Source organism: Lapillicoccus sp., assembly GCF_039935575.1.
Classification (GTDB): Bacteria; Actinomycetota; Actinomycetes; order Actinomycetales; family Dermatophilaceae; genus Lapillicoccus.
The window spans coordinates 1-24,486 of record NZ_JBDTKA010000020.1 but is presented as its reverse complement, the minus strand read 5'-3'; the positions used below and the strand labels follow the sequence as shown (position 1 = coordinate 24,486).

General features: G+C 68.5%; 18 protein-coding genes. 7 read left to right on the top strand and 11 right to left on the bottom strand.

Annotated features, from left to right (window positions below; all coding sequences use genetic code 11):
- On the top strand, positions 1-266 hold a 266-nt coding region (gene heR, locus ABI385_RS02700; RefSeq protein WP_348102192.1), incomplete at its 5' end, for a heliorhodopsin HeR.
- Positions 267-329: 63 nt separating this feature from the next.
- Here the strand turns inward: heR and ABI385_RS02695 are convergent.
- Both ABI385_RS02695 and ABI385_RS02690 read right to left on the bottom strand, forming a co-directional pair.
- Positions 330-1,052 carry a phosphotransferase gene (locus ABI385_RS02695; protein WP_348102191.1) on the bottom strand — a complete coding sequence of 241 codons (723 nt, stop codon included), beginning with the start codon at positions 1,050-1,052 and terminating at the stop codon, positions 330-332.
- A gap of 30 nt (positions 1,053-1,082) precedes the next feature.
- Entirely contained in the window at positions 1,083-2,345 is a 1,263-nt protein-coding gene (locus tag ABI385_RS02690; protein ID WP_348102190.1) for an alpha-hydroxy acid oxidase, read from the bottom strand.
- 105 nt (positions 2,346-2,450) lie between these two features.
- Here ABI385_RS02690 and ABI385_RS02685 point away from each other — a divergent pair, with 105 nt between their 5' ends.
- The 5 genes from ABI385_RS02685 to ABI385_RS02665 all read left to right on the top strand — a co-directional run bounded on the left by ABI385_RS02685 (position 2,451) and on the right by ABI385_RS02665 (position 5,075).
- On the top strand, positions 2,451-2,603 hold the full coding sequence (locus ABI385_RS02685; protein ID WP_348102189.1) for a hypothetical protein: 153 nt from the start codon (positions 2,451-2,453) through the stop codon (positions 2,601-2,603).
- A gap of 89 nt (positions 2,604-2,692) precedes the next feature.
- A complete protein-coding gene (locus tag ABI385_RS02680) occupies positions 2,693-2,878 on the top strand; it encodes a hypothetical protein (protein ID WP_348102188.1) in 186 nt (61 codons plus the stop codon).
- Positions 2,875-3,714: an aldo/keto reductase gene (locus ABI385_RS02675; RefSeq protein ID WP_348102187.1), complete on the top strand. Its 840-nt coding sequence runs from the start codon at positions 2,875-2,877 to the stop codon at positions 3,712-3,714. Before ABI385_RS02680 ends, ABI385_RS02675 begins: the two co-directional genes overlap by 4 nt.
- Before the next feature lie 172 nt (positions 3,715-3,886).
- A complete protein-coding gene (locus ABI385_RS02670; RefSeq protein WP_348102186.1) occupies positions 3,887-4,531 on the top strand; it encodes a DUF6891 domain-containing protein in 645 nt (214 codons plus the stop codon).
- A 70-nt stretch (positions 4,532-4,601) separates the two neighbouring features.
- The gene (locus ABI385_RS02665) at positions 4,602-5,075 is read left to right on the top strand and encodes a GNAT family N-acetyltransferase (protein WP_348102185.1); all 474 of its coding nucleotides are present in this window, start codon (positions 4,602-4,604) and stop codon (positions 5,073-5,075) included.
- 36 nt (positions 5,076-5,111) lie between these two features.
- On the opposite strand, the gene ABI385_RS02660 is transcribed toward ABI385_RS02665, so the two are convergent.
- The 9 genes from ABI385_RS02660 to ABI385_RS02620 all read right to left on the bottom strand — a co-directional run bounded on the left by ABI385_RS02660 (position 5,112) and on the right by ABI385_RS02620 (position 23,465).
- Positions 5,112-6,968 carry a hypothetical protein gene (locus ABI385_RS02660; RefSeq protein WP_348102184.1) on the bottom strand — a complete coding sequence of 619 codons (1,857 nt, stop codon included), beginning with the start codon at positions 6,966-6,968 and terminating at the stop codon, positions 5,112-5,114.
- Positions 6,961-12,267 carry a hypothetical protein gene (locus tag ABI385_RS02655; protein ID WP_348102183.1) on the bottom strand — a complete coding sequence of 1,769 codons (5,307 nt, stop codon included), beginning with the start codon at positions 12,265-12,267 and terminating at the stop codon, positions 6,961-6,963. Before ABI385_RS02655 ends, ABI385_RS02660 begins: the two co-directional genes overlap by 8 nt.
- Positions 12,264-15,605, bottom strand: coding sequence for a hypothetical protein (locus tag ABI385_RS02650; RefSeq protein ID WP_348102182.1), 3,342 nt, complete (start codon positions 15,603-15,605; stop codon positions 12,264-12,266). The genes ABI385_RS02655 and ABI385_RS02650 overlap by 4 nt, the downstream gene beginning before the upstream one ends.
- Positions 15,602-19,057, bottom strand: coding sequence for a DUF6603 domain-containing protein (locus tag ABI385_RS02645; RefSeq protein WP_348102181.1), 3,456 nt, complete (start codon positions 19,055-19,057; stop codon positions 15,602-15,604). The genes ABI385_RS02650 and ABI385_RS02645 overlap by 4 nt, the downstream gene beginning before the upstream one ends.
- Before the next feature lie 9 nt (positions 19,058-19,066).
- Complete coding sequence (locus ABI385_RS02640) at positions 19,067-20,194, bottom strand: hypothetical protein (protein ID WP_348102180.1); 1,128 nt, start codon at positions 20,192-20,194, stop codon at positions 19,067-19,069.
- A 441-nt stretch (positions 20,195-20,635) separates the two neighbouring features.
- Positions 20,636-20,800 (bottom strand): hypothetical protein, encoded by a 165-nt coding sequence (locus ABI385_RS02635; RefSeq protein WP_348102179.1) that lies wholly within the window; start codon positions 20,798-20,800, stop codon positions 20,636-20,638.
- A gap of 109 nt (positions 20,801-20,909) precedes the next feature.
- Positions 20,910-21,554 (bottom strand): dihydrofolate reductase family protein, encoded by a 645-nt coding sequence (locus ABI385_RS02630; RefSeq protein ID WP_348102178.1) that lies wholly within the window; start codon positions 21,552-21,554, stop codon positions 20,910-20,912.
- Positions 21,555-21,612: 58 nt separating this feature from the next.
- A complete protein-coding gene (locus ABI385_RS02625; protein ID WP_348102177.1) occupies positions 21,613-21,894 on the bottom strand; it encodes a metalloregulator ArsR/SmtB family transcription factor in 282 nt (93 codons plus the stop codon).
- A 380-nt stretch (positions 21,895-22,274) separates the two neighbouring features.
- Positions 22,275-23,465 carry a VOC family protein gene (locus tag ABI385_RS02620; RefSeq protein ID WP_348102176.1) on the bottom strand — a complete coding sequence of 397 codons (1,191 nt, stop codon included), beginning with the start codon at positions 23,463-23,465 and terminating at the stop codon, positions 22,275-22,277.
- A 517-nt stretch (positions 23,466-23,982) separates the two neighbouring features.
- Here ABI385_RS02620 and ABI385_RS02615 point away from each other — a divergent pair.
- The coding region (locus tag ABI385_RS02615) for a GNAT family protein (RefSeq protein ID WP_348102175.1) at positions 23,983-24,486 on the top strand (504 nt) is incomplete at its 3' end.

The window sequence follows — 24,486 nt, the reverse complement described above, 5'->3', positions numbered from 1 at the left end:
CCGTGCCCTGGGTAGCGGTGCTGATCTACGTCGTGGCTCCCGGGTCGACGTCCAACGCGTCGGCGCCCGGGTTCGTCTACGCGATCATCGTCTCGCTCTTCCTCCTGTTCAATGTCTTCGCCGTCGTGCAGGTGCTGCAGTACAAGCCGGTCGGCAGGTTCCGCGACTACCTGGTGGGCGAGCGGCTCTACATCATTCTCAGCTTCGTGGCCAAGTCCGCCCTGGCGTGGCAGATCTTCGCGGGCACGCTCGCGGGCGGCTCCTGACGCGCTCGCGCGCGACATCGCCAGGGCGGCGGGGACCGGCCCGGTCGGGCTGGCGTTGCCGGCTCAGAGGTCGCGGGCGTCGGCGCGGTAGAGCTTCGCGTGTCCCGCCAGCTCTGGCTTCGACAGCTGGGTCGCCATCTCATCGCTGAGCTCGGCGAGCTCGGTCAGTCGGTGGCTCACCACGCGCCGGAACTGCACTGGTTCCAAGGTCGTGCCGTAGGCGTCCATCAGCAGTTCCAGCCGCAGATGTCGCTCTCGTTCGGTGAAGCCGTCGGCATGGTCCACCGAGCTGGAGGGCACCAGTCGGTAGGCCAGGTAGGCAAGGTCCCAGACTCTGGGCCCGGGGGAGGCGTAGTCCCAGTCGATCACTCCGACGACCTCACTTCCCTGGAAGACCAGGTTGTAGGGCGCAAAGTCGTTGTGACAGATCACCTCCGCGGGCTCGTGCACCGGGGAGCGCCACGGGCCCTGCCGAGAGCAGTCGGTGGTGGCGTCGTGGACCTGACGCAGCAGCAGCGCGGCCGACCGGAGGGCCGCCTCGTCCCAGACCCATTCCGGCATGGGGTAACTGGGCACGTCGCCGTTGACGAAGGTGAGCACTTCCTGCTTCGGGTCGGCGCTGGTGAGCACGTCAGGCACGCCGTGGACGCCGGCCGCAGCGAGGTGCCTCAGCAGCCGGTGAACCGCTGGGCTCCACTCTCCTGCCTGGCGCACCACGGTGTCTCCGCGACGCAGCACGGGCCCCATGTTGCCGCCGGAGAGAACTTCGTCGCCCTCGTTCGTCATGCAACCAACGGTAGGGCGCGAACCGGTCCCTCAGCGGCCGTCGCGTTGCCTGACGGTGGTGGGTGACAGCGCTGTGGTTCGGCTCAGCTGTGTGACGTGGCGCGGTTCGAGCTCGTCAAGAGTGGAGACGCCGAGCAGGGCCATGGTGCGGTGGATCTCGCTGCGCAGGATGGTGATCATGCGCTCGACGCCTTCCTGACCGCCGGCCATGAGGCCGTAGAGGTAGGCACGTCCGACCAGGGTGAACTTGGCGCCCAGCGCGACGGCTGCCACGATGTCGGCGCCGTTCATGATGCCGGTGTCGACCATGATCGTGGCGTGGTGACCGACCTCGCGCACCACCTGGGGCAGCAGATGGAACGGTACCGGAGCACGATCGAGCTGGCGTCCGCCGTGGTTGGACAGCACGACGCCGTCGACGCCGAGGTCGATGAGCTTGACGGCGTCACCGACGGTCTGCACGCCCTTGACGACGATGTTGCCGGGCCACATGTCGCGGACGATGCTCAGGTCGTCGTAGGAGATGGTGGGGTCCATCGCGGAGTTGAGCAGCTCACCCACGGTGCCACCCGTGGCGGACAGTGAGGCGAACTCGAGCTTGGGGGTGGTGAGGAAGTCGATCCACCACCACGGGCGGGGGATGGCGTCGACGACGGTGCGCAGGGTGAGCGCAGGTGGGATGGAGAAGCCGTTGCGCACATCTCGGATGCGGTATCCGGCCACGGGAGCGTCGACGGTGAACATGAGGGTGTCGAAGCCGGCGGCCGCGGCGCGGTGGACGAGGTTGTAGGAGATCTCGCGATCGCGCATGACGTAAAGCTGGAACCAGTTTCGACCGTGGGGGTTGGCGACCTTGACGTCCTCGATCGACGTCGTGCCCAGGGTAGAAAGGCTGAAGGGGATGCCGGCCTGCCCAGCGGCGGTGGCGCCGGCGATCTCGCCCTCGGTGTGCATGAGGCGGGTGAAGCCGGTGGGGGCGATGCCGAAGGGCAGGGCGCTGGGCGCGCCGAGGATGGTGGTGGAGGCATCGACGTGGCGGGCGGGTGTGAGGATGTCGGGGTGCCACTCGATGTCTTCGAAGGCCTCACGGGAGCGGCGCATCGACAGCTCGGCCTCGGCGGCTCCGTCGGTGTAGTCGAAAGCGGCCCGCGGGGTGCGACGCTTCGCGATCCGGCGCAGGTCGTAGGTGGTCAACGCGGCATCGAGGCGGCGCTTCTTGAGGTTGAGCTCGGGCCTTTTGAACTGCGCGAGCTCGAAGATCTCTTTGGGCTGGGGCAACTGACGCCTGACCACGTGCCTTTTTCACCTGTCCACTCGTGGGATCGGCTACCGGGCCATGTGACGTGGCAGCGTTAGCTCTCACCACGACACTACTGCCGAGGCGCGGCTACGGCCAGCATGAGCGCTCGGGCCTTGAGCTCGTTTGGAGCCTGGGGAAGTACGACGCTGCACCGTGAGGACCAGGTCGCGGGCTCGGCCAGGTACGAACGGGTGACCGTCACCGAGATCTGCGAGGCGGCCGACATCGCGCCCCGAACCTTCTTCCGCTGATTCCCGGCCAAGGAGGACGTGCTCGCCGAACCGGTGCGCGAGATGGCCGACCGCGTCGCGGTCCACATCGCCACGGCGAGTCTGATCTCGTGACCCAGCTGCGCCGGCGCCGTTCCCTAACGGCCGCCCCGGATTGGCACACCCGGCTGCTCGTGGTTCGTACCACCGCCTTCCGGGTGTGGCTCGACGACCTCACCGACGGTGTGGCCGGCCTCGACCCGGTTGCGCACCTCAGGGAGATCCTGGCCGAGCGGGACTCTAGGTTGGACGCATGACCGCTCCCGCGACGCACACCCTGAACGACGGTTCGACGCTGCCCGCCGTCGGCTTCGGCACCTACCCGCTCAAGGGTGACGACGGCATCCGCTCCATCGTGTCGGCCATCGACGCCGGTTACCGGCTGCTCGACACCGCAGTCAACTACGAGAACGAGTCCGAGGTGGGCGAGGCGATCCGACGGTCGGGCATCGACCGCGACGAGCTGGTGGTGCAGACCAAGATCCCCGGTCGCGACCACGAGTATGCCAAGGCCGTCGCGTCGGTCGAGGGCTCGCTCGAGCGGCTCGGGCTCGAGCGCGTCGACGTGGGCCTGATCCACTGGCCCAACCCGAGCCGTGGGCTCTACGTCGAGGCCTACCGCGCACTCGTGGAGTGCCAGCGCCGCGGGCTGATCGGGTCGGTGGGCGTCAGCAACTTCACCGAGCAGCACCTCGTCGACGTCATCGACGCCACCGGGGTCGTGCCCGTCGTCAACCAGATCGAGCTGCACCCCCTGTTCCCGCAGGTCGGCATGAGGCGGGTGCACGAGCGGCTGGGAGTGCGCACCGAGGCGTGGAGCCCGCTGGGCAAGCGCAACGCCCCCTTCGACGTCGACCCGGTCGTCGCCGCGGCCGCCGCGCACGGGGCCACCCCGGCGCAGGTGGTGCTGCGGTGGCAGCTACAGCTCGGGGTGGTGCCGCTGCCCAAGTCAGCCGACCCCGACCGCCAGCGGGCCAACCTCGACCTCTTCGGTTTCGAGCTCACGCAGGCCGAGCTGGATGCCGTCTCGGAGCTCGCGCGCCCCGACGGCCGTCTCTTCGACGGTGACCCGGAGACCCACGAGGAGATGTGAGCCGCCCCTGCGGCCGCGCGGTGACCCCGTTTCGCGGGTGGTGATGAGAGGATGCCGGGGTCGTGTCGTTGGCAGCAAGGAGCGAAGCGTGGGTCTGCTCGATCGGCTGTTCCGTCCGGCTCCCCCAGGTGAACAACGCGCGGCCGCACCAGATGCTCCGTCGAGTGACGACGTGACGACCACAGATCTGTACGAGGCTGCGCGACAGGCTGTACTGCCCGGATTCTTGACTCGCATCGAAGTGGTTGAGCAGGTAAGTGAGCTCTACGAGCTGGATGTCAACGACCGGCGTGCCAGTGAGGTCGTTGCTGCCGTGTGGGATGCGCGACGAGCTGAGGAGACCACGTGGACGGGCGAGTCCGACTACGACCGGCTCGCTGCCGCGTTTGCCGACCTGGACAGCCAGGGCATCGTGGCCAGGATGAACTTCACCTGCTGCAACACCTGCGGAACGACCGAGATCGACGACGAGCGAACTCCCGTCGAGGCCCCGCCGGGCGGGTATCCGTTCCGGGAGTGGGCCTACACGTTCTTCCACCAGCAGGATGCCGAACGGCTCTCCGAGGATCGAGCGACCCTCTACCTGACCTACAGCGCCTTCCGCCCCGCCCTGGATGCTGATCCGCAGCTCCTCCAGCAGGCGCAAGGGGGCGACGAGCAGGCGCGGACCCAGGTGACGAGACAGACGGACACCCTGGTCGGACAGCAGGTCGCGGAAACCCTGCGCCGGCGCGGCCTCGATGTCCGGTGGTCCGGTGACCCGGAACAACGAATCTCCGTCTCCATGGGCTCTTGGCGCAGGCCGCTACCCAGGTGACCGACCGCCCTCGGCTTGGCGATGAGCGAGGGGCGACAGATGGTCTGGCCGGGTCGTTATCCTTACCCGGATGAGCATGGTGTTGCGGATGATCTCCCCTGAGGACTGGGCGGCTTTCCGGGCGCTGAGGCTGCGGGCGCTGGCCGACTCCCCGGGTGCTTTCGGCGTGACTCTGGCCGAAGCGACGTCGAATGCCGAAGCGATCTGGCGGGATCGGGCGGGTGGGCCAGGTCCCGTGTTCCTGGCCTTCGATGGTGATCAGGCGGTAGCCATGGGTGGCCTGCATACGCCGGCCGGGAGCGACGAAGCCTTCGTCTGGGGCATGTGGGTCGAGCCGCAATGGCGAGGCACGGGTGTGGGCAGCCGGATCCTCCAGGAGCTGGTCGACTGTGCCGACCGGAGGGACCGTACCGCCGTTCTCCACGTCCCGGAAGAGAACCAGGCTCGTGCCCTCTACGAGGAGCATGGTTTTGTCTCTACCGGCGAATGGCAGCCGTTGCGAGAGGGCTCCGAGGTTCGTATCGAGACCATGAGACGGGCTTAGAGGTCTGCGACGCCCAGTGCCGCTCAGGCAGCGCAGTCAGGTGGTCGGCGAGGTCACGAGCTCGTCAAAGCTCAGTCCGCTCGAACCTTCGCCCCGCCCGGTCTGCCGGCCGGCGCGCTGCCAGACGTAGACGCGCCCGTCAGTCCCACGGGTCCGCTGGAAGGCTTGATACAGCCGGGCGCCTGCGCGTGGCACCTCCTCCTCATGCACGAAATACGTCTGTGCGGGCGTGAGGTCGAGGCCCTGCCTCATCAGCGTGGTGCGCGGCTGAACCCTCACGGGAGGCTCGGTGTCGCCGTCGAGGATTCGAGGCAGAGCAGCCCGCTGCAGCTGAATCTCCCGGTTGGTGCCGTCGACGTGAACAGGCAGGAACGGGATCCAGTTCTCCGGCACGCTGCTCATCACCTGGTAGCGGATCGCTGCGGCTGCGGGCGGTGGCGGGGGGCCGGCCCCGATCTGAGCCTGGAGGAACGCGTGCAGTAGCCGCGCCTGCTCGAGCCCACGACCTGCGTCGCCGGTCGCGAGCGGAACCGTCGTCTCCACGCCCCACACCATGTTCGCGACCTCGTCGCGCAACAGCAAGATGTCCTCGGTCCGCGGACCCTGATCGACCTTCGCTGCGGTGGGCAACAACAGCAGGCTGGTGTCAGCCGCGGCGTCAGCCACGCCCCGCACGTTGACCGTGAACATGCTCCACCGCTGCCAGGCTGAGTCGGCGCCCGCGTCGGCGGACTCGATCCACAACCGCTCGCCGAAGACGTTCGTCACCGCAACCCCGCGCACGCTTGCAACCGCCCCGGCGGGCAACGTGTACGGGATGACGAACCAGTCGTTGGCATAGACCAGTGCGAACTCCAGGAACATCAGCTTGGCCAGGTCGGTGGTGGCGGCGTCGACGTCACCGTAGTTGGTCTGGCGGTCCTCGAACGTCCACCACCGCGTGTTGGGCATGCCGGAGAAGGACACCGGCACGGGGATCACCGTCCGGGCGTCCTGCGCGGGCAGGCCCGTTGTCGTGGAGCCTGGCACCGCGTCGAGCGCTGTCGTCGTCCCATCGACGTCGAGGCTGTACCAGTCCAGCCGCCCCTGTGCGTAGTCATCGGCGACGTAGACCTTCTCGCTGCCGTCGGTCAGGGGCGCGGATACGCGGAACTGGTAGTCCAGCCGCTGCGGGTCCCAGGCGTCCTCGCCGCCGGCCGGCGGCTGCACGACGAGCCGGTCGAACCAGGCGAGGAACGCCGTCGCGGCCGTGTCGATCGCCAGGTGATCGCCGGAGACGATCCCCACCACCCCGTCGTACGCGTGGTGCGCGCTATCGGCCAGCAGGTATTCGTGCAGCGCCTGACCGTCCATCGCCCGACCGGCCACGGCGGACAGGAGCTCCCACACCTGCGGGTCGCAGCACAGCGCGGCGTCGGCCGGGTCGGTCGGGTCGGGCGCGTGGAAGGGATACGCGTCGAGGAACGCCTGACGATAGCCGCCGACCGCCGCGACCAGCGCCAGCCACTCGCGGCCCATCGCCATCCGTACGTCCAGCGCCACCGCACGGCCGGCCATGGTCGTGGTCAGCGGGCGTCGCTCGACGGTGGCCTCCAGCGGAACGTCGTAGGGCAGCAGCTCTGCCCGATCGGAGCCGGCGCGGTACTTCGTCAGCCGCGTGGTGTCGATACGCAGCCGGGCGAACACGGGGGAGCCCGCGTCACTGCCTCGGAACTCCCCCATCTGCCACTGCTTGGTGAGCATCCAAAGAGCGTCGCGGACCTCGGCCTGCAACGCGCGGTCGAAGCTCTGGGTGCGGGGCCGTGCCTCGAGACGGTTCCACGTCGTGACCGACGGGTAGAGCCTGCGCTGCAGGGCGTCTGCGATGTCGATCACCCGCAATGAGCTAGGCACGGTCGACGACCTCCTTCGTCAGCAGGACGTTGCTGGCAACAGCCATGGCGGTGGTGATCGAGATGCCGTGAAGCGTGACCGCCATGATGGTGGCGGGCAGGAAGCTCGCGTAGGGCGTGGCGTCGATCTGTGACGGCTCCAGCGCCCGCTTCTTCGCGAGATCGAGCGTCTCGTTGAGCGCTCCGACGACGTCCTCCCAGTGCCACACCCCGTCTGCCGTAGCCGGCGTGACCACGAGGATCGCCTGCGGAGGCTCGTTGTCCGGGCGGTCGAAGTCGAAGGTGAGGCCGGTCTCGCGGGTCGTGGCCGGCACGACCTCGGTCCACTCGTCGAGCAGCAGGCCGCACTGGTGCGCGGTCCGGTCGAACGCGGTGACGTAGTGAGCGGTGTAGAGCAGGCGGTCACTCACCGGTCGACTCGACTCCGGGAACTGCATCGCCATCCACGGTTCGCCCGCCAGGTAAGGGAACTGGGCGGCCGTGAGGTCTGGTGCCGTCTGCCCGAACGCCTCAGCCAGCGTGCCGGCGATCTCGAGCACCCGCATGGCCGGACGTACTCGCGCGGTACCGGCCAGCCACTCCTGCACTGGTCGCGCGATGCCTGCGGTGTCGACGAGGTAGTGCAGGAGCGGGCCTCCCGCGACCGCCTCCGCGAGCGAGCCTGCCCATTGGGTGCCCTGGTCGACGGCAACGGTGAACTCGGGGACGAGGACGAACGCATCGCCCAGCAACGCCTTCGCGGCGGCCTGCAAGGCATCGACCTGTGCCGCCGGCGATGCGGCTGCGTCGCGCGCGTCGAGCTGGAGCTGGGTCGCCGCGCGGCGCGCGTCGATCGTGACCTGCTGTCCGATGAGGGTGGTCTGCAGATCCTGCACGAATGCGATGGCCCGGCCGTGGAAGGTGTCGACGTCCCACGGGTCCGGCTCCCAAGCGCTGATCGGGAGCAGGGTCTGGACGGCGGTCAGCGCATCCACGAAGGTCACGAAGTTCGTGGCCGGCAGCGCCGCAAAGGCGTTGCGACGATTGACGAATGCGGTGTGCATCCCATCGAGGTCCGTGCGCAGTGCTAGGGACAGCGGTGGCAGCGGCTCGAGTGTCGTGGCCACCAGCGCCTCGGCTACCTGCAGGGCGGCGAACCGCGCGTCCTCGGGGGTCGAGAGCGGCAGGGCGTCGTACGCTGCGATCTGGGTCGCATAGTCGGCCAAGCGCGCGTCCCATCGCGAGACCAGCGCCTCAACGGCCGCCAGCAGATCGCTCAGTGCGGATCGGCGCCACTCGTAGACGAAACCCCACCCGGCCTGTGGCAACCCGAACCGGGCCGCCCGCTCGAGCAGACGGACTGTGTCGGCGGCGTAGCCCTCGAGGCCCGCGATGATCGCTGCGCGGTTCGTCACCGGGTCGGCCAGCAGCACCGCAAGGGGAGTCAGGAATGCCGCGACCTCGGTGCTGAGCGTGTCGAGGTCGGCCTTGGGTCCGGCCACGCGGGCCGGGTCGGCGAAGACGGAGTCGTTCTGGCTGGCGGTGGCCTGATTGCTCAGGGTCGAATCGGTGGCCCGCAGCGGCCGCGACCGCTCCAGCAGCCGCCGCAGCTGGCGGATCAGCGCGGACACATCGAAGATGCTCAGCAGGCCGGAAGGCGCTGTCTGGTAACGGATCTGCAGCGTGGCGTCAGGTCTCAGCGTGTTCGTGCCGAGGACGAACCTCAGGATCCGGTCGTCCAGCTCGGTCATCGCCTGCACGTCGTCGGGCTTGACCAGCTCGATCAGGTCCCGCGGGTGCAGCGCGAGGTCGTGCAGCGTCACGTCCTGCGAGCGGGCCGCTCCGCCCACCCGGTCGGTCCACGTGACGGTCACGCCGACGCCGGTCAACGGTGGAAGGAGCTCGGCCAGCCAAGCGTCCACTGCCGGTTCGGCGGCGGCGCGCGGGGTCGCACCGGCCGGGGCGGACAGCCCGGGCTGCAGGTGGACGGCGACCCGATGAGTGAGGCCAACCCCGCCGGTGGGTGTCTGCACGACCTCGGGATCGGGCGGGAACATCGCATTGCCGTACGCGTCGACCGTGGCCGCGACTCGCTCGAAGTTGCCCTGCACGGCTTGGTGAACGCTCTCCGCGAGGGCCAGATCGGCGACGGCGTCGTAGACGTTGACGATGGCGTCGGCCTCGGCGTTGATGGCGTCGGCCTCCGCCGGCGTAGCGGATGACAACCCGGTCTGCCCGAACGGGTACGTCGGGACGCCACCGGTGCGGATCTGTTCGGCCAGCTTGCGGCCGTCGAGGACGTTGCGAGCCTCGATCGCCTCGATCGGGACGTCCGGGTCGGTCTGGGTGCCGGCCAGCGAATCCGCAACCAGGGGAAACGCCTTGCGCAACGAGAAGATGAACTTGTCCACCTCGGCCAGGCCGTGGTCGTCATGCAGGCCGCGCTCGAACTGGTAGCCGAGCAGGGCCCCGATGCTCTGGCCGTTGCGCACACCCTCGAGAACACCGAGCGCCGAGCGGACCCGGTCGGAGGAGAGGTTGACCGACAGCGTGTCGGGGGTGGCCTCGGTCGCGTTGGCGAGGTAGCCGCTACGTAGTACGGCGGCCGTGCGCGCGTGGGGCAGGGACGGCGCGTGAACGTACCCGCCGTTGGCCGGGTCCTGCATCAACGTGGAGCCGGCGGAGAAGGTCGCGGCCACGTCGTCCGGCACGTTCGCCGGCTCGAGTCGGGAGGACGACGGCCGCAGGTCCTCGACCCAGGCGTACGCACCGAGATAGGTCCCGCCGCTCCCGTCCTGCTGCGCGCCGCGCATCCCCTGAAGCTGGAAGTCCACCAGCCCGAGCAGCCAGGCGTCGAACCGGTAGCTGCAGACGTCGACGTGCTCCGCAAAGGCGCGCTCCAGAGCCGCGGTCGGTGTGTTCGCGAGCACCGAGAGCGCGGCCAGCTGGTCGGCGAGGCCGGACGTCTCGGGCAGCAGCAGGTGTTCGGTGATGAAGTCACCGACCAGAACGCTCGGACTGCCGGTGATCCGCGCCTCGGTCTTGTAGAGCGCGGCGTAGCGGCTCTCGCTGAGCGGGGCCACGGGGTCGACGTGTACGAACGACGGCTCCGGCTTCATCGCCAGCAGCTGCACGTCGGAGAGGAACGCCGCCGACTTGTGAAGTTCGTAGCTCGAGTCGTAGTAGCCGAGCAGGACGGCGTGCCGCAACATCAGGTAGAGCAGCGCTTGCGGCGACGTGTCCCCGGTGAACCCCTGCTCAGCGGTGACCGCGTCCAGCGAGGTGCCCGCGGCGTCGGCCAGCCATTTGATGTAGTTGCGGCCGTCGGGGGTGTAGGCGCGAATCGAGCTGGTTTCAGAGAGTGGCCGGTCGTCGATCAGCTGGCCGATCAGTCCGGCGTCGGCCAGGAAGGCGTGCTGCAGGATGTCGGGCTGTGCCCCGCCGGCACCGAGCGTGGCCAGCAGGCCCTCGGCGGCGCCGTGCAGCCCGAGTGCCACCAGCGCCTGCCAGAACTGCGGCCCGAGACCCCAGAGGTTGATCAGATTGTAGAGCTCGCTGAGACTCTCGCTGTAGCGCCAGTAGTACTCGACCGAGTCCGGCTGCAGGCCGATGATGTCGAGCAGGATCTGATGTGCGTCGCCGGGTTGACCGACGTGGGCCGCGCCGGCGCTCATCGCTGTCCAGTCGCCGTCGATCTCACGCAGAACCGCCAGCAAACCGGCGAGGAACCGCCGCTCCCCACTCGAACCGGTCAGGGCGCCCGTGCGCCCGTGCGCCCGTTCGCGTTGGGGGGAGAGCCAACCGATCCGCGAGAACGCCGTCGTGGGCAGGATGCCGTAGGGCTGGCGTCCGACCCGAAGGCTCGGCACAGCGCCGCGGCCGCGGACGTATCCCGTGAAGAAGGAGCGGGCCTGGGCGACGGTCTCGTCGTTGAAGACCGGCGTCATCATCTTGTCCATCCAGTAGCCCAGCGTCGCCGGCCACATCGCCTGCTGCATCGCCCGGGCCTGCAGCTGGTCGGACCCGCCGGCGCCGTGCACACCGGTCAGGACGGCCGGGTCGATGCCGAGCGCCTCGGCGACCCACTGCCCGTCGCGCTTGTCCATCGGGTCGGCCACCGGGGTGAACAACGGGGTGCCCTGCCGATCGGCGAAGCTCTGATCGGGGTCGTCGACCTTGGTGTAACCAGTGCCCACACCAGTGGTGTTGTGGGTGGGTGAGCCCTGCGGCACCAGGGCGAGGCCGGCCCGCCCGGACTGGTGATGGCGCAGCAACTGCGATAGCGAGGCCTGGCCGGCGTCCGCATTCGTGCCCAGCTGCACCCCGAGCACCAGCAGCCGGTCGAAGCCGGTCCGCGCCTGCTCCGCCGTCAGATCGATCGCCATGGCCAGCCCCTCGGACTTGGCCCGCTCGAAGTCCACCAGCCAGAGCAGCTGGAGCGGAACCGAGAGTGAGTCGCCGTCGGGGTGGATCGAGTCGCTGGGGTCGGCCGATGGGTCCGGACCGACATACAGCGGTGTCGTCACGGGGGCGCCGATCGCCTCGAGCACCTGCGTGCCGCCCTGGTAGCCCAGCACGACGAACCGCTCGGGGAAGTCCGTCACCTGCGGCGCCTGGGTCCACGACGACGGCTTGCGCGGCGGGTCGGCCGGGAACACGACGAACGCCACGCTGGTGGCCGCACCTGCCTTCGTGGCCGGCGCGGCGGGCCGGTCGCTGAGGTTGACGGGCACGTTGGCCGCGACCAGGTCGGCGGCGTGGGCCGAACCGACGGCCGCTGTGAGGGCGGTGGCGGCGGCCTGCAGGGCTACTGCGTTGCCGTCCGCCAGCCAGACGGCTACCCAGTACGTCGTCAGCGCGGAGGAATCCGCTGCACTCGTGGGGTTCTGGGTCGCGATGACGAGCACCTCGTCGGAGGGCAGCACCTTGACCGGCACGTCGGCGAGGTTCACCGGCTGGTACGTGTCGAGCACAAACCCGGCGCGGCCCGAGCCGAACGCGCCGACCAGCGCGCTCCAGGCCGCCCGCTGCGCGACCGCGACCCCGCCCGCGGCGAAGAAGCACTGCCAGTAGATCTTCGCTGCGGCGACCTCACTGTCGGAGAGGCTGGCCTCGAAGGTGTCGATCGACACGTCGTCGGGGTAGATCCGCACCCAGAGCTGCGGCCGCGGGGCGTTCGCCGTGCCGGCATCGGCGAAGCGCGTCTCCAGCCGGACGGGGAACATGGTCAGTGGCGCGCTGTCGGGCAACTGGCCGATCTCGACCCGTGGGTCGAGATCGGGCGGCCGCTCGAGGTGGAGGGATTGGTCGACGGTTGTCATGGGCTCCGCAGCAGTTCGTCGGCGTGGACGGCGACCATGACCGGCGGCCGGAACAACAGATAGGCCCACCGGGCAGCGCTCGCCGGCGCGGCGAGAGCCTGCTCGTCGTCGGAGCGCTGCAGTCCCTTGCCCTCCGGATCGCCGGACGGCGGGGAAGCCAGGGTGAGCGCGGCCAGGCTCGACGCGGCGAGGAACTGCGGTGGCCCACCCGTCACAGCCGCGCCCAGCACGGCGTCCCAGGTCACCTCGTCGAGCACCTCGGGCGGGCCGGAGCCGGACAGCTCGAGCCCGAACCGCGGTTCCCCGGGCCGCTCCTTGATCACGAAGAACCAGCCGGGGTCGTCGTTCGGTGGGTGGCCGGAGCCGCCTTTGACGTCCTCGACCGTCAGGTCGAACCCGAAGAAGTAGATGTCGGGGTCGGCCTTGGCCTCGTAGAGCGGGCCGCGCAGCTTGTCCAGTGGCGGCTGGCTCTGCTCGGCGTCGGTCAGCGGCACCAGTTCTCGCGGACGGCTGAGGTCGGGCGTGCCGTCGGGGTGCTGCTGCCACCGGGCTCTGTGCGCGTAGATGATCGCGGTCGGGTACTTCTTGAGCAGCTCGCCTCGGATGACCAGGACGGCCTGCTCGCCGTGCTCGGTGGCGCTCTGCCGGTTGTTGTGGTCGCCGAGCGCCGAGTCGAGCGGCCAACGATGCAGCTCGGGGATGTCGTACAGCTGCTCCTTGAGCGCAGACTCGCTGAGGCCCTCGCTGTTGACCACGCTGCGCACGTCCCAGAACTGGCGGAAGTACGACCCGCGCTGGTCCGTCGGATACTCGCGCCAGAGCAGCTTGCGACCGAACTCGTCGTTCAGACCAACCATGTAGGCCTCGATGAACCGCTGGTTGGTCTCGATCAGCGTGATGCTGTTGGGCGCGATGAGGTTGATGTTGGGCAGGAACAGCTCGATCGAAATGTCCTTGAGGGGCTGGTACATCGGCAGGTCGATCTTCGGGTACGCCATCACCTCGCCGTACGGGTCGAGGCGCTGCGCGCTCACCCACGCGGGTAGCGAGATGGTGGAGAACACCCGCGCCGGGATGGTCATCGTGGGATCGACCGCGGCCACTATCGTCGAGGTCAGCTGCGGGAGGTCGAGCGTCGCGGGCACAGCCACCCGGCCGACCGTCGCGCTCGCCTGGATCAGCGCGAAGGAGTCGGTGAGCGCCGTCTTGAACCGCGCCGCCACCGCGCTGTCCGCTCCTCCCACCGGCGAGGAGTCGCCCGCACCCGGCAGAGACAGCACGAACCCGGCGTTGCTCGGGAAACCGCTCACCTCGACCGGTGTCTGGTCCCTCTCCTTCAGGCTGGCCGCGGGAGCCTCCACGGCCCGCTCAAGCAGCAGTCGGCGGACGAAGGCGATCAGCGCGGCCAGGATGGCGAGCCCGATGACCAGACCGATACCGAGCGGCAGCACGATGGACAGGAGCACGAGCAGCATGACTCCGAGGGCGATCAGAACCCACGGCAGCCACGGAATCCGGGCCAGCCGGCCGAGCCAGCCCGAAGCGGGGCCGTCGGGCGGTACAGCCGCGACAGCGACCTGGTCGACCGTGACGACTCCGGCGGACACGGTCTTCGGCCGCACGACCTGTACCTCGCCGGCGTTGATCCGGGTCAGGAGGTTGGTCGGTGTCACCACTGCGTCGAACGGCAGACTGCGGATCAGTCGGGCGCCAGGTCGCACGACCCGGCGCATAGCGGTGGAGGTCAGGGCGCCTGGAACCCGGCTCGTCGAGCGGACCATCGTGACCGTCGTGCCGGCCTCGAGGATGCGGGACTGCACGGGGGCGGTCAGCGCCAGTACCCGCTCGGGTGCCACCGCTGCGAGCGGGACGAGGTGCCGGTCATACCAACGGGACGCGGTTGCCACGGCCAGCTGCAGTCTGCGGATGCGGGTGTTCGCGGCCAGGACGTCGCCGATCTGCTGCCATGCGTCATTGACGTATTCCTCGGCGTTGCTCTCAATGACGTCCGCGCCGAAGCCGGCCGGCACCCGGAACCGGGGGTCGAGGTTGAGACGGTGGACCCAGTTGTCGGTGTACGGCGCCGGCGTCGCGTCGCGCTCGGTGAGCAGCCGCTGGGTCAGGCTCTGCCAGCGGCCGTAGAGCGGTGCGGTGATCAGTGGGTCCGGGTCGTCACCGATCCCGGTCGGCAGTCCGCTAGCGGCATTGGCGTCGGCGGCCGTCTGGGCGGCGTAGCTGTCGGGGAGGTTGACGAACGCGGCCAAGCTCTGCTCGAACGGGTTGGGATACGGCGCATCCCAGCCCTCAAAGCGTGTTCGGTCGGTGAGCTGGGTGTCGTCGAGGTCCTCCACCGGGACCTGCAGGGCGCCGCCCAGCCGCAGGATGCCGCCGAGTGCCGCGGCCGTGCCTGGGAGGTTGGACCCGGGGTCCTGCACGTCCATGTCGCGTATGCCGACGCGCGGGTCGACCGGCTCCGGCGTGAGCAGCCGAACGAGGTACTCGAAGTCGCCGACGGACCCGGTCCGGAACTGCCAGCGGTAGTAGACCGGGTGCTCGAAATTCTGCGGGCGATGGGTGTAGGGCGCCCAGGCCGAGGCTGTCGCGTAGGGCGCCGTGGTCGGGGCCTGACCGATGCCCGCGAGCCGGCCGGTCTCGAAGGACGGGATGACCAGGGCATGGTAGGTCGTGTTGTCCTGGAGCCGTCGCGGGCAGATCAGGCGCGAGTAGGCGTTGTCGCGGTTCGCGGCGAGGATCGCCTTCGCGCGGCCGAGGACCGCGGCTTCGTCGGTCGACACGATCTCGTCCGGGCTTCCCGCCAGCGACTGGTTGAAATGAACATGGGCCCACGCCCACAGGTCGTCGGCCGGCGGTAACAGGTCTGCGTCGTGCATCGTGACGTAGGCCAGCGGGCGTCCCGAGAGGTTGGTGCCCTCGTCGAACTCCCCCTCGGCCAGGACCACCAGAGTTATCCATGGCCGCAGCCGCAGGTGGTCACCACTCGGGGCGGCCGGCGTGTAGCGCCAAGGGAAGTCCTCGTCGTAGAAGTCCACGCTGGCGACGTAGTTGCCCTCGAAGTTGGTGATCCAGTTGCGCGGCTCGGTCCGGATCACCGCGCGCTGGTCGATGCCGATGATGTCTCCAGGGCCGTACAGGGCCACGTCCTGCGTGAAGGCCTGAGTGAGCTCGGCACCCCCCGACACCGGGTCTCCGGAGAGCAGCAGATCGACATGGGTGGTGGCCCTGGTAGCCACCGTCGCGTCGCCGTCGGCCGCGGTGATCGTGTTGGCTACACCGTGGCGCAGCCAAGGCAGGAACGAGTACGTCGGGAGGAGAGTCATACCGCCACCTCGAAATGCGGCAGTACGTGGATGGTGCCCTCGAGGGTCGGGTCGGCCGCGATGGTGTGCTGGAGGTAGTCCTGGGCTGCCCATCGGCTGGTGAAGGAGGCGGAGTCGGTGGCGAACACCCGGTTGTCGGCTTGGTGCGCGACCGCGTAGCTCTCGGCGGCCACGCCGACCGACCCGTCGTTCGGGTGGGTGCGCTCGTGGAAGTTGGCCGACAGCTTGCTGTGCGCCACGCTCGCACCGCCGAGCCAGTGCTGGAACAGGCCTGCCGGATATTCGAAGAACCGCGATCGCACTGGCTCGAGCGCCCTGTCGATGATGGTGAGGTCGTACCGGACGTTGCGGGTCACGGCCTCACCGGAGTCGTAGACCACGCCGGCCGGTGCGAGCTCGATGCCGCTGTCCTGCGGCGTGAATGCCTGCGCGGAGAGCTTGTCGGCGTCGGAGGCGTCCTTGAACTGGGCGGGCGCGAACGGCTCCTGCAGGTCACGGGTCTTGTTCAGCCCGGTTGAGGTCACCGTGAGCGCGAACCGGTCGGCGTCGCTGGGTTTCTGCGAACCGACCTTGTCGAGGGTCAGGTCGAGCGGGACCGCACGCTGGCTGACCTGGAGTGTGCCGACCGGGTGCAGCACCAGGTCGTCGGCGGCCGGGTCGAGGGAGCGCAGTGCGACCAGCAGCTTGCTGCCGTCGGGCAGCTGGGCTTTCCAGTTGCTGCGCTTGCCGAACTCGGCCACGAGGATCGGCATGACGGCGACGGGTGGAAGGCTCGTGGCGGTGTTGTCGCCCCAGGTGAAGTCGATCGGCACCGAGATCGAGAAGAACAGGAACGACAACGAGCCACTGCCGTGGGCATGCCAGGGGTTGGTGCCTTCAAGGGTCAGGTCGATGTCCAGACCCCAGACGCCGACGCTGAACACCTTGACCGAGAAGCTGGTCGAGATCGACACGCTGAAGTGGAACGGGGAGAACTGGATCAGGGCGTCGAAGCTCGAGTGGCCCGAAACAGAGAGCGCGGAGAAGCCGAAGAAGTACTCTGCGCTCGTGCCGAACTGGGCAGTGTTGCTGGTGACTGCGAAATAGCACTCAGCCCGGATGCGGGCGAACGACTCGTTGATGATGTCCAGCTGCACGCGCTGGGGCGAGGGGAACGGCAGCGGCGGCGGGTTGAACTGAGGGTGGAAGCCGCCCACCGACACGACGAAGTTGGCGTCGTCACCCCAGGCCACGAGCAGTCCCATCTCGCCTTGGATGGTGATGAACAACAAGTGCGAGTCGTAGAGCGAGGCGAAGAAGTAGAGGCGCGACTTGCTGAACTCGAGCGCGCCGGCGAAGTTGACCTGAAGCTTGAGGATCGACGCGTCCTCGTCCGGCAGGGACAGGCTGAGCACGCCGAGGATCGCGATGTCGCCCGGCGGGATCTCGATGATCACGCCGAGCGTGACGCTGACCAGTGTCGGCTCGCCCCAGCCGAGCTTGGCCATGGGGCCGATCAGGAAGATGCCCTGCTGCGGCGGGAACAGCGCACGCAGGTCGCTGATGATGCGCGGTGCGTTGGCGATCACGTTCTGCGGGAACATGATGTCGCTGATCGCTCCGCTGCGGACGCCGTCCATCACAGGCTGCAAGGCCATCGTCCGGTTGAGCCCGAGCAGCCCGCCGACGGCGTTCAGCGTGAACCCGAAGCCGAGCTGGATGCCGGGACCGAAGTCGGCGGTCAGGATGATGAGCAGCGAGAAGCCGGGCGTGCCGTCCGGGTTCTTCGTGTCGATGATCCCGATCGCGGAGACCCCGATGAAGTCGAGGATCTCGAGCTGCAGGGCGCCGGCGTACTCACCGCGTGCAGCGTCGATGGACAGGAAGCCGCCTCCGGTGACCACGCCCGCGTCGATCGAGAGGCCGACGCCGTTCGGTGGTTTGAATCCCAGCGCGAGGTTGACCGGACCGAGGTTTCCGCCGGTCGGCGGAAACGTCATCGTGACGACGATCCCGAGGTTCTCGACGCTCGCGCTGAGCGGCCCGAGGCTGCCGTCGAACGAGGCACCGAGGGCGATCGGGATCGAGCCGGAGTCCGGTCTGATCGCGAGTGTCGCCGAGGTGACGTCGATCGGCCCCAGTGTGACGTGGATCGGAAGCTGGATCTCGAGCCCGCTGCTACCGGTGAGGTAAAGGCCCTGGCTACTGGAAACGCCCACCCCGACATTGAATCCAGCCGTGATGCCGCCGCTCGGGAGCAGGCTGGAGATGAAGCTGTCCGCGTCGCTGCTGCCGGGCTTGATCGTCATCTGCCCCTGGTTGAGCGCCAGCTCACCGTAGATGTCGGTCTTGTTGTCAGACGTCAGCCGGGCGCCGAAGGTGAGTGACGCGCCGCCGATCTGCAGATGACTGGCATCGGATGAGCCCAACAGCAGGATCGGTGAGCTGGCGGTCGAGACCAGGTCGACCGCGAGGTGGGTGCTCGAGGGGGCAGCGGGACCGCCGCCGGCGGAGGCGATCAGGTCGACGAGCAGCCGGGGCACCGCGCCGGGGTTGATGAGCAGGCCCACACCGCCCTGCAGGTCGAACGCCGCGTTCACCTTGAACTGGAGCGTATCGGTGAGGTCGAGCTCGATCGCCGTCGTGCCGATGGCGTAGGGCAACAGGGCGAAGCCGGGCTGGGTGCTGCCCGTGGCGGGGACCATGAACAGTCCGAAGCCGAGCTCGACCGGGACGTCGCCACGCGGGTCACCGACAATGGGCACGCGTAGGACCCAGTCGTGGATCTCGTCCGGCCCGGCTGACCCGCCCGAGAGCGCATCCCGCATGGCCGGGTCGAGCGGCTCGACCCGGGTGATGAGGCCCATCCGGTCGGCAAGCTCGAGGATCGCGTTGAAGAAGTCCTCTTGCGCGAAGGTGCCGGTTCCCCACTGCCAGGCGTCGCGGAAGACCGCGGCAGGGTCGGTGAGCACGCGGCCGAGATCACTCCAGTCGATCGAACGCTTGACGTACGCCGGCCGGCTGCCGGCCGCGGCGACCTCCTGCAGGCGGATCACGCCGAGGGTGCGCAGCACCTGGCCCCACGGCGGGTGCTGCTCGAGGAGGTAGTTGACCAACAGGAAGTCGATCAGCTGATCGGGGAACTCGGCGGCGAACGCGGTCGGGTCGACCGTGGGAGGGAAAGCGCTCGTCGTCTGGCTCTCGATCGCCTGAATTCCACTGATGACGTTACGAATCGCGCTGACCGCCGACTCGACGGTCGAGGAGTCGATCTCTCCGGCGTCCAAGATCGTGACCAGGCTGTTGACCGCACCGCCGATGGCCGCAATCGGGGTGGGCACGACCGCCAGGTCCCAGCCCAGGTCGGCCACGAACGCGCCGAAGGAGGCTGTCGACTTCAGTGCCTCCTCCAAGGGCGACAGCGCGAGAGCGATTTCCCCAGCCAGCTGAGCAAGCGTGTCGGTGTCGGCCATCGGCTCGTCCTATGCGGTGTAGAACATCGTGGCGTCGGAGGTCAGCAGCTCTTCGACTGCGGTGAGCGCGCTCGACGACGGCGGGTAGAAGTTGTAGATGAGCTTGCCGGTCGCCAGATCCGGCGGGTCGGTCACCGGCACGAGCACGGTGTACTCATGCTGGCTGCCGACGCAGATCATCAGCGAGCTAGGCCGATCCCAGGAGCAGCTCCAGTTCATGTTGTCGACGAAGTCGTCGATGCTGTTCTGCGTGTAGCGCGTGAACATGGGGAAGGGGTGAGCGCTCGCGAACGTAGAACCCGTGGTTGCGGCATCGGCGTTGAGGGCCTGACGCAACGTGTCCAGTTGGGCGGCGTGCGCTGTCGGCATCGAGGACAGCCCCGAGATCTTGTAGGTGAAACGCGGCTGGTCGTGACGGAACCCGATCGCCGACGGGATCCGGGTCTGGGTGCCGAGCCCGGGGCCCAGCTGCAGATAGACGCTGCTGCTGTCGCGGTGACCGACGGAGACCCTGCGCGGCACCCAGTCGTCCCACAGCGCCGTAGGGACCCCGCTGCCATCGCGATAGGTGAAGCCCTCGGCGTCGAACGCGGCCTTCGTCGCAGCCTGGTCGACGAACGCGGTCTGCGAGACGAGGGTGAAGCCGTAGACCAGAAACTCCAGCATGCCCACGCCGGTCATCCGGTAGACCTCGTGGAAGTGCAGGGCAGCCGTCACCGGGGAGTCGCCGCCGAACGCCTCCTTCAGCTGGTCGACGAACGGATTGGCGGCGCCGATTCGGCAGCCACGGATGTTCACGCTCATCGAGTTCAGGGCGCCGCTCGAGCCGTGGTTGACGTTGGTCGGGAGGTTGACCGAGCCAGTGGCCACGGCTGCCTTCGCCACCTCGAACGTCGTTCCACCGGACTGGGTCGTGTCCAGATGGATCTGCATCCAGGCCTTGTCGTTGCCGTGTGAAACGAGGTAGAGGTCGTCTGCTGGCAGGGTGACGGTGGGACTCGTGTTCAGGAAGCTCAGGAACGCGTCGACGGTGTTCAGGCCCCGCTGCCGGACGAGCTGGGTGTTGGGCCGGTTCGTGAACAGCTGACGCGCCAGGCTGTCGTACGAACTCACTCCGGGGGCGAACGCGAAGTCCATGTGCGATCCCTTCGCCGTCGGCCTCAGAAGCAACCCCGGAATCTAGGCATAACACTTGAGGGGCTGGCCGTCAATGACGTTCTGGTCGTAGGTATTGCCGTTCCGAAGCGGGTCCACATGGAAGCCCGCCGCGACGACTGAGGTTGACCCTGTCTGTGGACCAAACAGATCGTCAGGTTTCGGCCGGTCAGCGAGGAAGGGAGGCAGGTTTCGAGCCCCGGAACATGCTGCGTGATGCTGACCGCGATCAGTGTCAACCGCTGGCGCCTCTAAGGTCTGGCTGACCTCAGTCGCTGGTCCAGCATCGACAGTCCAGCGGGTGCTGACGAAGGTTTCGCGATGCGCTTGATGAGCGGTGTTCCAGCAGCCGCAAGGGCAACCAACTCACCGGGACTGGTTGCGCAGCCACCGCTCAGTCGCGTTCAACTTTACGAGCGCTAGCTACGCGGAGCCTGGCGCAGCCCCCGGCTGCCGGTCTCGCGGTTCGGCCCAGAGCTGGTCGAAGAAGACGCCGTGCTCGACGTGCGTGAACCGGCTGCCCTGCTCGATCGGTTCGAGCTCGAGCCACGGCACCGAGGTCGACAGGTGACCCGCTTCCAGCCACATTCGTGGGTCGTGACGACGCGAGACGTGCTCGACGATGGCGGCGTACGTGGCCTCCGGTGAGGGTGAACCCGGCGTGGGCGAGTCGGCGTTCGACCGTCATGGGTGCGTCCTATCGCACGAAGGTGACGTGGGTCGTGCCACTCTCAGCCACCTCCGTGGTCAATGTGTGGGTGAGTTCGAGGCCGCGTAGGTCGTCCCACAGTCGGTTGCCCCGGCCGAGCAGGATCGGCGCGATCATGACGTGCAGGTGGTCGACGAGGCCGGCCCGCAAGAAGTCACGCGCGGTGCTGATCCCACCGCCGACGCGCACGTCCAGGCCGCCGGCAGCCTCGGTCGCCTCGACCAGCACGTCCTCGAGTGGGGAGCTGCGGAAATGGAACGTCGTTCCGCCCGGCATCGGGATGGACGGACGCGGTGCGGTGTGGGTGAGGACGTACACCGGGGTGCCGAACGGCGGCCGGTCGCCCCACCAGCCTTTCCAGTCCGAGTCGCCCGGGAACGTGTGCAGGCCGAACATGGCCGCGCCCATGATCTCGGCGCCGACGCCCTCGAAGTGCTCGGCGGCGTAGGAGTCGTCGATGCCGGTCGTACCGGTCCCGCTGGTGTCGCCGAAGACGCGCTCGTGGAACGTGCGGGTCGCGGCGTAGGCCGCCGTGAGGCGCCCCCAGTCCTCACCCATCGGACTCTCCGGGGTCTGGCCGGTCGAGGTGTAGCCGTCCAGTGAGGTGAACAGGTCGATGCGGACGCGGGTCATGTCAGACCCCCTTCGGGGTCGTACGGGTCACGTGGATGCCGAGCCGGTCGGCTTGGCGTTATGCGGGGGCCTGTTGCTCGCCGAGCCACAGGTGTAGGACGTCGAGGGCGCCCGGTCGCAGGCTCGCGGTGCGGACGCGTCCGTGCTTCTGCGACGTGACCAGTCCCGCGTCCTCGAGGACACGCAGGTGCTGCAGGAGCGACGGCAACGCCATTGTGAATGGTGCCGCGAGCTCGGACACGACGGCCGGAGACCTCGCGAGCCGTTCTACGACCGCCCGCCGCGTCGGGTCCGCAAGAGCGCGGAGCACGGCGTCGAGCTCGACGTGATACCCAGGCACATACCTGACTATCCGTGAAGGGCAGGGACTCGTCAACGGGCATCGATGGTGCGCCACGGAACCCGGGCCAGACCAATGCCTCCGGAACCGCGAGGCCGCTGACGCAACCTTCGGGTTCTCGCTCGACCTGTCGCCGCAAGCAGCTGACGCGAAGCGCAACGTGACAAGGTGCCGGGACGCCTGCCTTCTCACCAACCAGTTCGCGTGTCCACCTGCCCAGCCGTCGCTCGCCTCGACCCGTCCGGGGTTTCGAGCCGGGAGTCCGCAACGCAGGTAAGGCCCATGGCCGTGCCCCGCGGAGTGGTGGGGTTTGAGGGTTGGTCATCGATGTCCACACGCCGGTCTGATCGCGGCGGTGGTGTCGGTAACGCGCGCGGAGCTCAACCGAACACGAGCTCAGGCCCTCTGACGATCACCATTTCGTTGCCTTCGGGGTCGGCGACCCGGCAGCGATCCTCCGACTCGTCGAGGAGCCGGCCACCGGCTGCGATGGTCGTGGCGAGGCGCGTCTGCGCGAGGTCCGACGGCACAGCGAGCTCAACGTGGATGCGGTTGCGCTGCCGGCGCCGCTCCGTCTCCGAAGCGTCGAGCTCTTGGAACACCAGCATTGGGTTGAGCCGACGCGGATCGTGGATGTCACTGACCCCGGCTCGCCGGTCGTGGGTGTACCCGAGTGCGGCGACCCAGAACGCGCGGAACGCGGCGACGTCGGCGGCGTCGAGGAAGAGCTGAGCGAAGCGCGGCAGCCCTGGATCTGCAGCGGCCCCGAGCCCGCGGGCAGCGGTCTGGAGGCTTGCGGCCAGGTCGGTGAAGTCGAGCTCGAGGCCGTGGGCGTCGTCCTCCCACTGGTCCTTACCGCTGTCGATGATCACGAGCCCGGGTCGCAGGTCGACCAGCAGCGGGAAGCCCGCGTCGTCGGCCAGCGCCGCTGCGGCGGCGGCCAGGTCACGCTGTTGCGTCGGCGAGCTGATGCGGAAGCACGCCATCGCGCTGAACACCGCCTGCCAGTCGGCTGTCCCGATCCTCTCGCCGAGCGCCGCGCCCGGCACCAGGTCGACCTCGTTGCCGTCGGGGTCGACGTGACGGACCCCGAACGGTCCCGATGCCGCACCAAGGCCCACCTGCTCGACCGCCGCGGCCGACCGCACCACGTCGAGGTGGATGCGGTTTCGCAACGGCCGTGGCTCGGTCGTCCACTGGATCCGGATCGCGGGGTCGCGCCGCAACGGATCCGCCAAGCCGCCGTCCGCCCCAGGCGCGTAGTCGAGCGCGTGCTGCCAGAACCGCCTCACCACGGCGGGGTTCGCTGATTCGAACACGACGCTCAGGTGCTGCAGCACGGCAGGGTTTGCGGCCAGCCCGAGATCCCGCGCGGCCGCCGACACTGCCTCGGCGTGCTCGTCTGAGTCGAGGCGCACCCGTATGCCTGTCGCGCGCAGGTCGACCACGATCTCGGCCGGAAGCTCCACGATGCGACCCGCCAGCGCAGCCCCCTCCATCAGCGAAGTCGCGTCGAACCACGCCGTCGCAACGCCATCGACCACCCGCCAATCCGTTCCGATCTGTGTCATGCCCGGCACTGTAGAGGCCATTCCGGACGATCTCCTCCCGCATCGCGCTCACGTGCCCGGGGAACTGGCGGGCGCCGCTGCAGTGCTCCGCGTGGAGTGGTGGGATTTGAGGGTTGATCTTCAATGTCCCCGCGCTGCTCTCGATCGCGGTGATGGTGTCAGTTGACCGTAGGTTTGAAGAGGAATATGCCTATCCGTCGGTTCGACGGTGTCATCCACGTCTTGGATCTCATCGAGCACCCAGCCCCAAAAGAGGCGTCCGTCGCGACCTTGACCTACCCACGCGGCACGAAAACCATGTCGGTGGTGTCAACAGACGAGACAGGCCAGTGAAGGGTGCCGACATCCCGGCCCCAGGTGTAGGCCGACGCCCAAGTAGCGTCCTCGACTGCCGCCGATCGCCTACTGCGCGAGGTGCGTGTGGGGGGTGGGGTGTCTGCCCTGGCCGGCATCGCCCTGCTGGCGCGGCGGCGAAACTCAGAAGTGTGATCGCCGGCGCCGACGTAGTGTTCTCGACGTGCCCAAGAAGCCCATCGTTTCGCTGCGACCGCGCACCGACGACGACCTCGACCTGCTGTTCGACATCGCCGCCGACCTGGACACCTGGGAAGAGCGGCAGCCGCAGGCGCCGCGACCGTTGACGAGGGACCACTTCGACGCTCGGCTCGCGCGCACTGCCGACGACGACGGTCCCGAGGCCTCTGTCTCCCTCGTGATCGACGTCGATGGCACCGCTGTTGGCAGCGCGACGCTGTTCGACTTCGACCTGCTCGCTCGTCACGCCGAGGCGGGGATCAATCTGGAACGGAACGCCCGAGGTCGCGGTATCGGTTCAGCCGCGGTCATCCAGCTCGTCGAGTTCGGGTTTGTGCGCCACAACCTGCGCCGGATCCACTTGCAGGCAATCTCATCGAACGTCGCCGCGATCCGCGCGCATGAGAAGGCGGGCGTCGTGATCGAGGGATGGCAGCGTCAACACGCCTGGGTCCGGGGCACCTACGAGGACATCGTGCGCATGGGG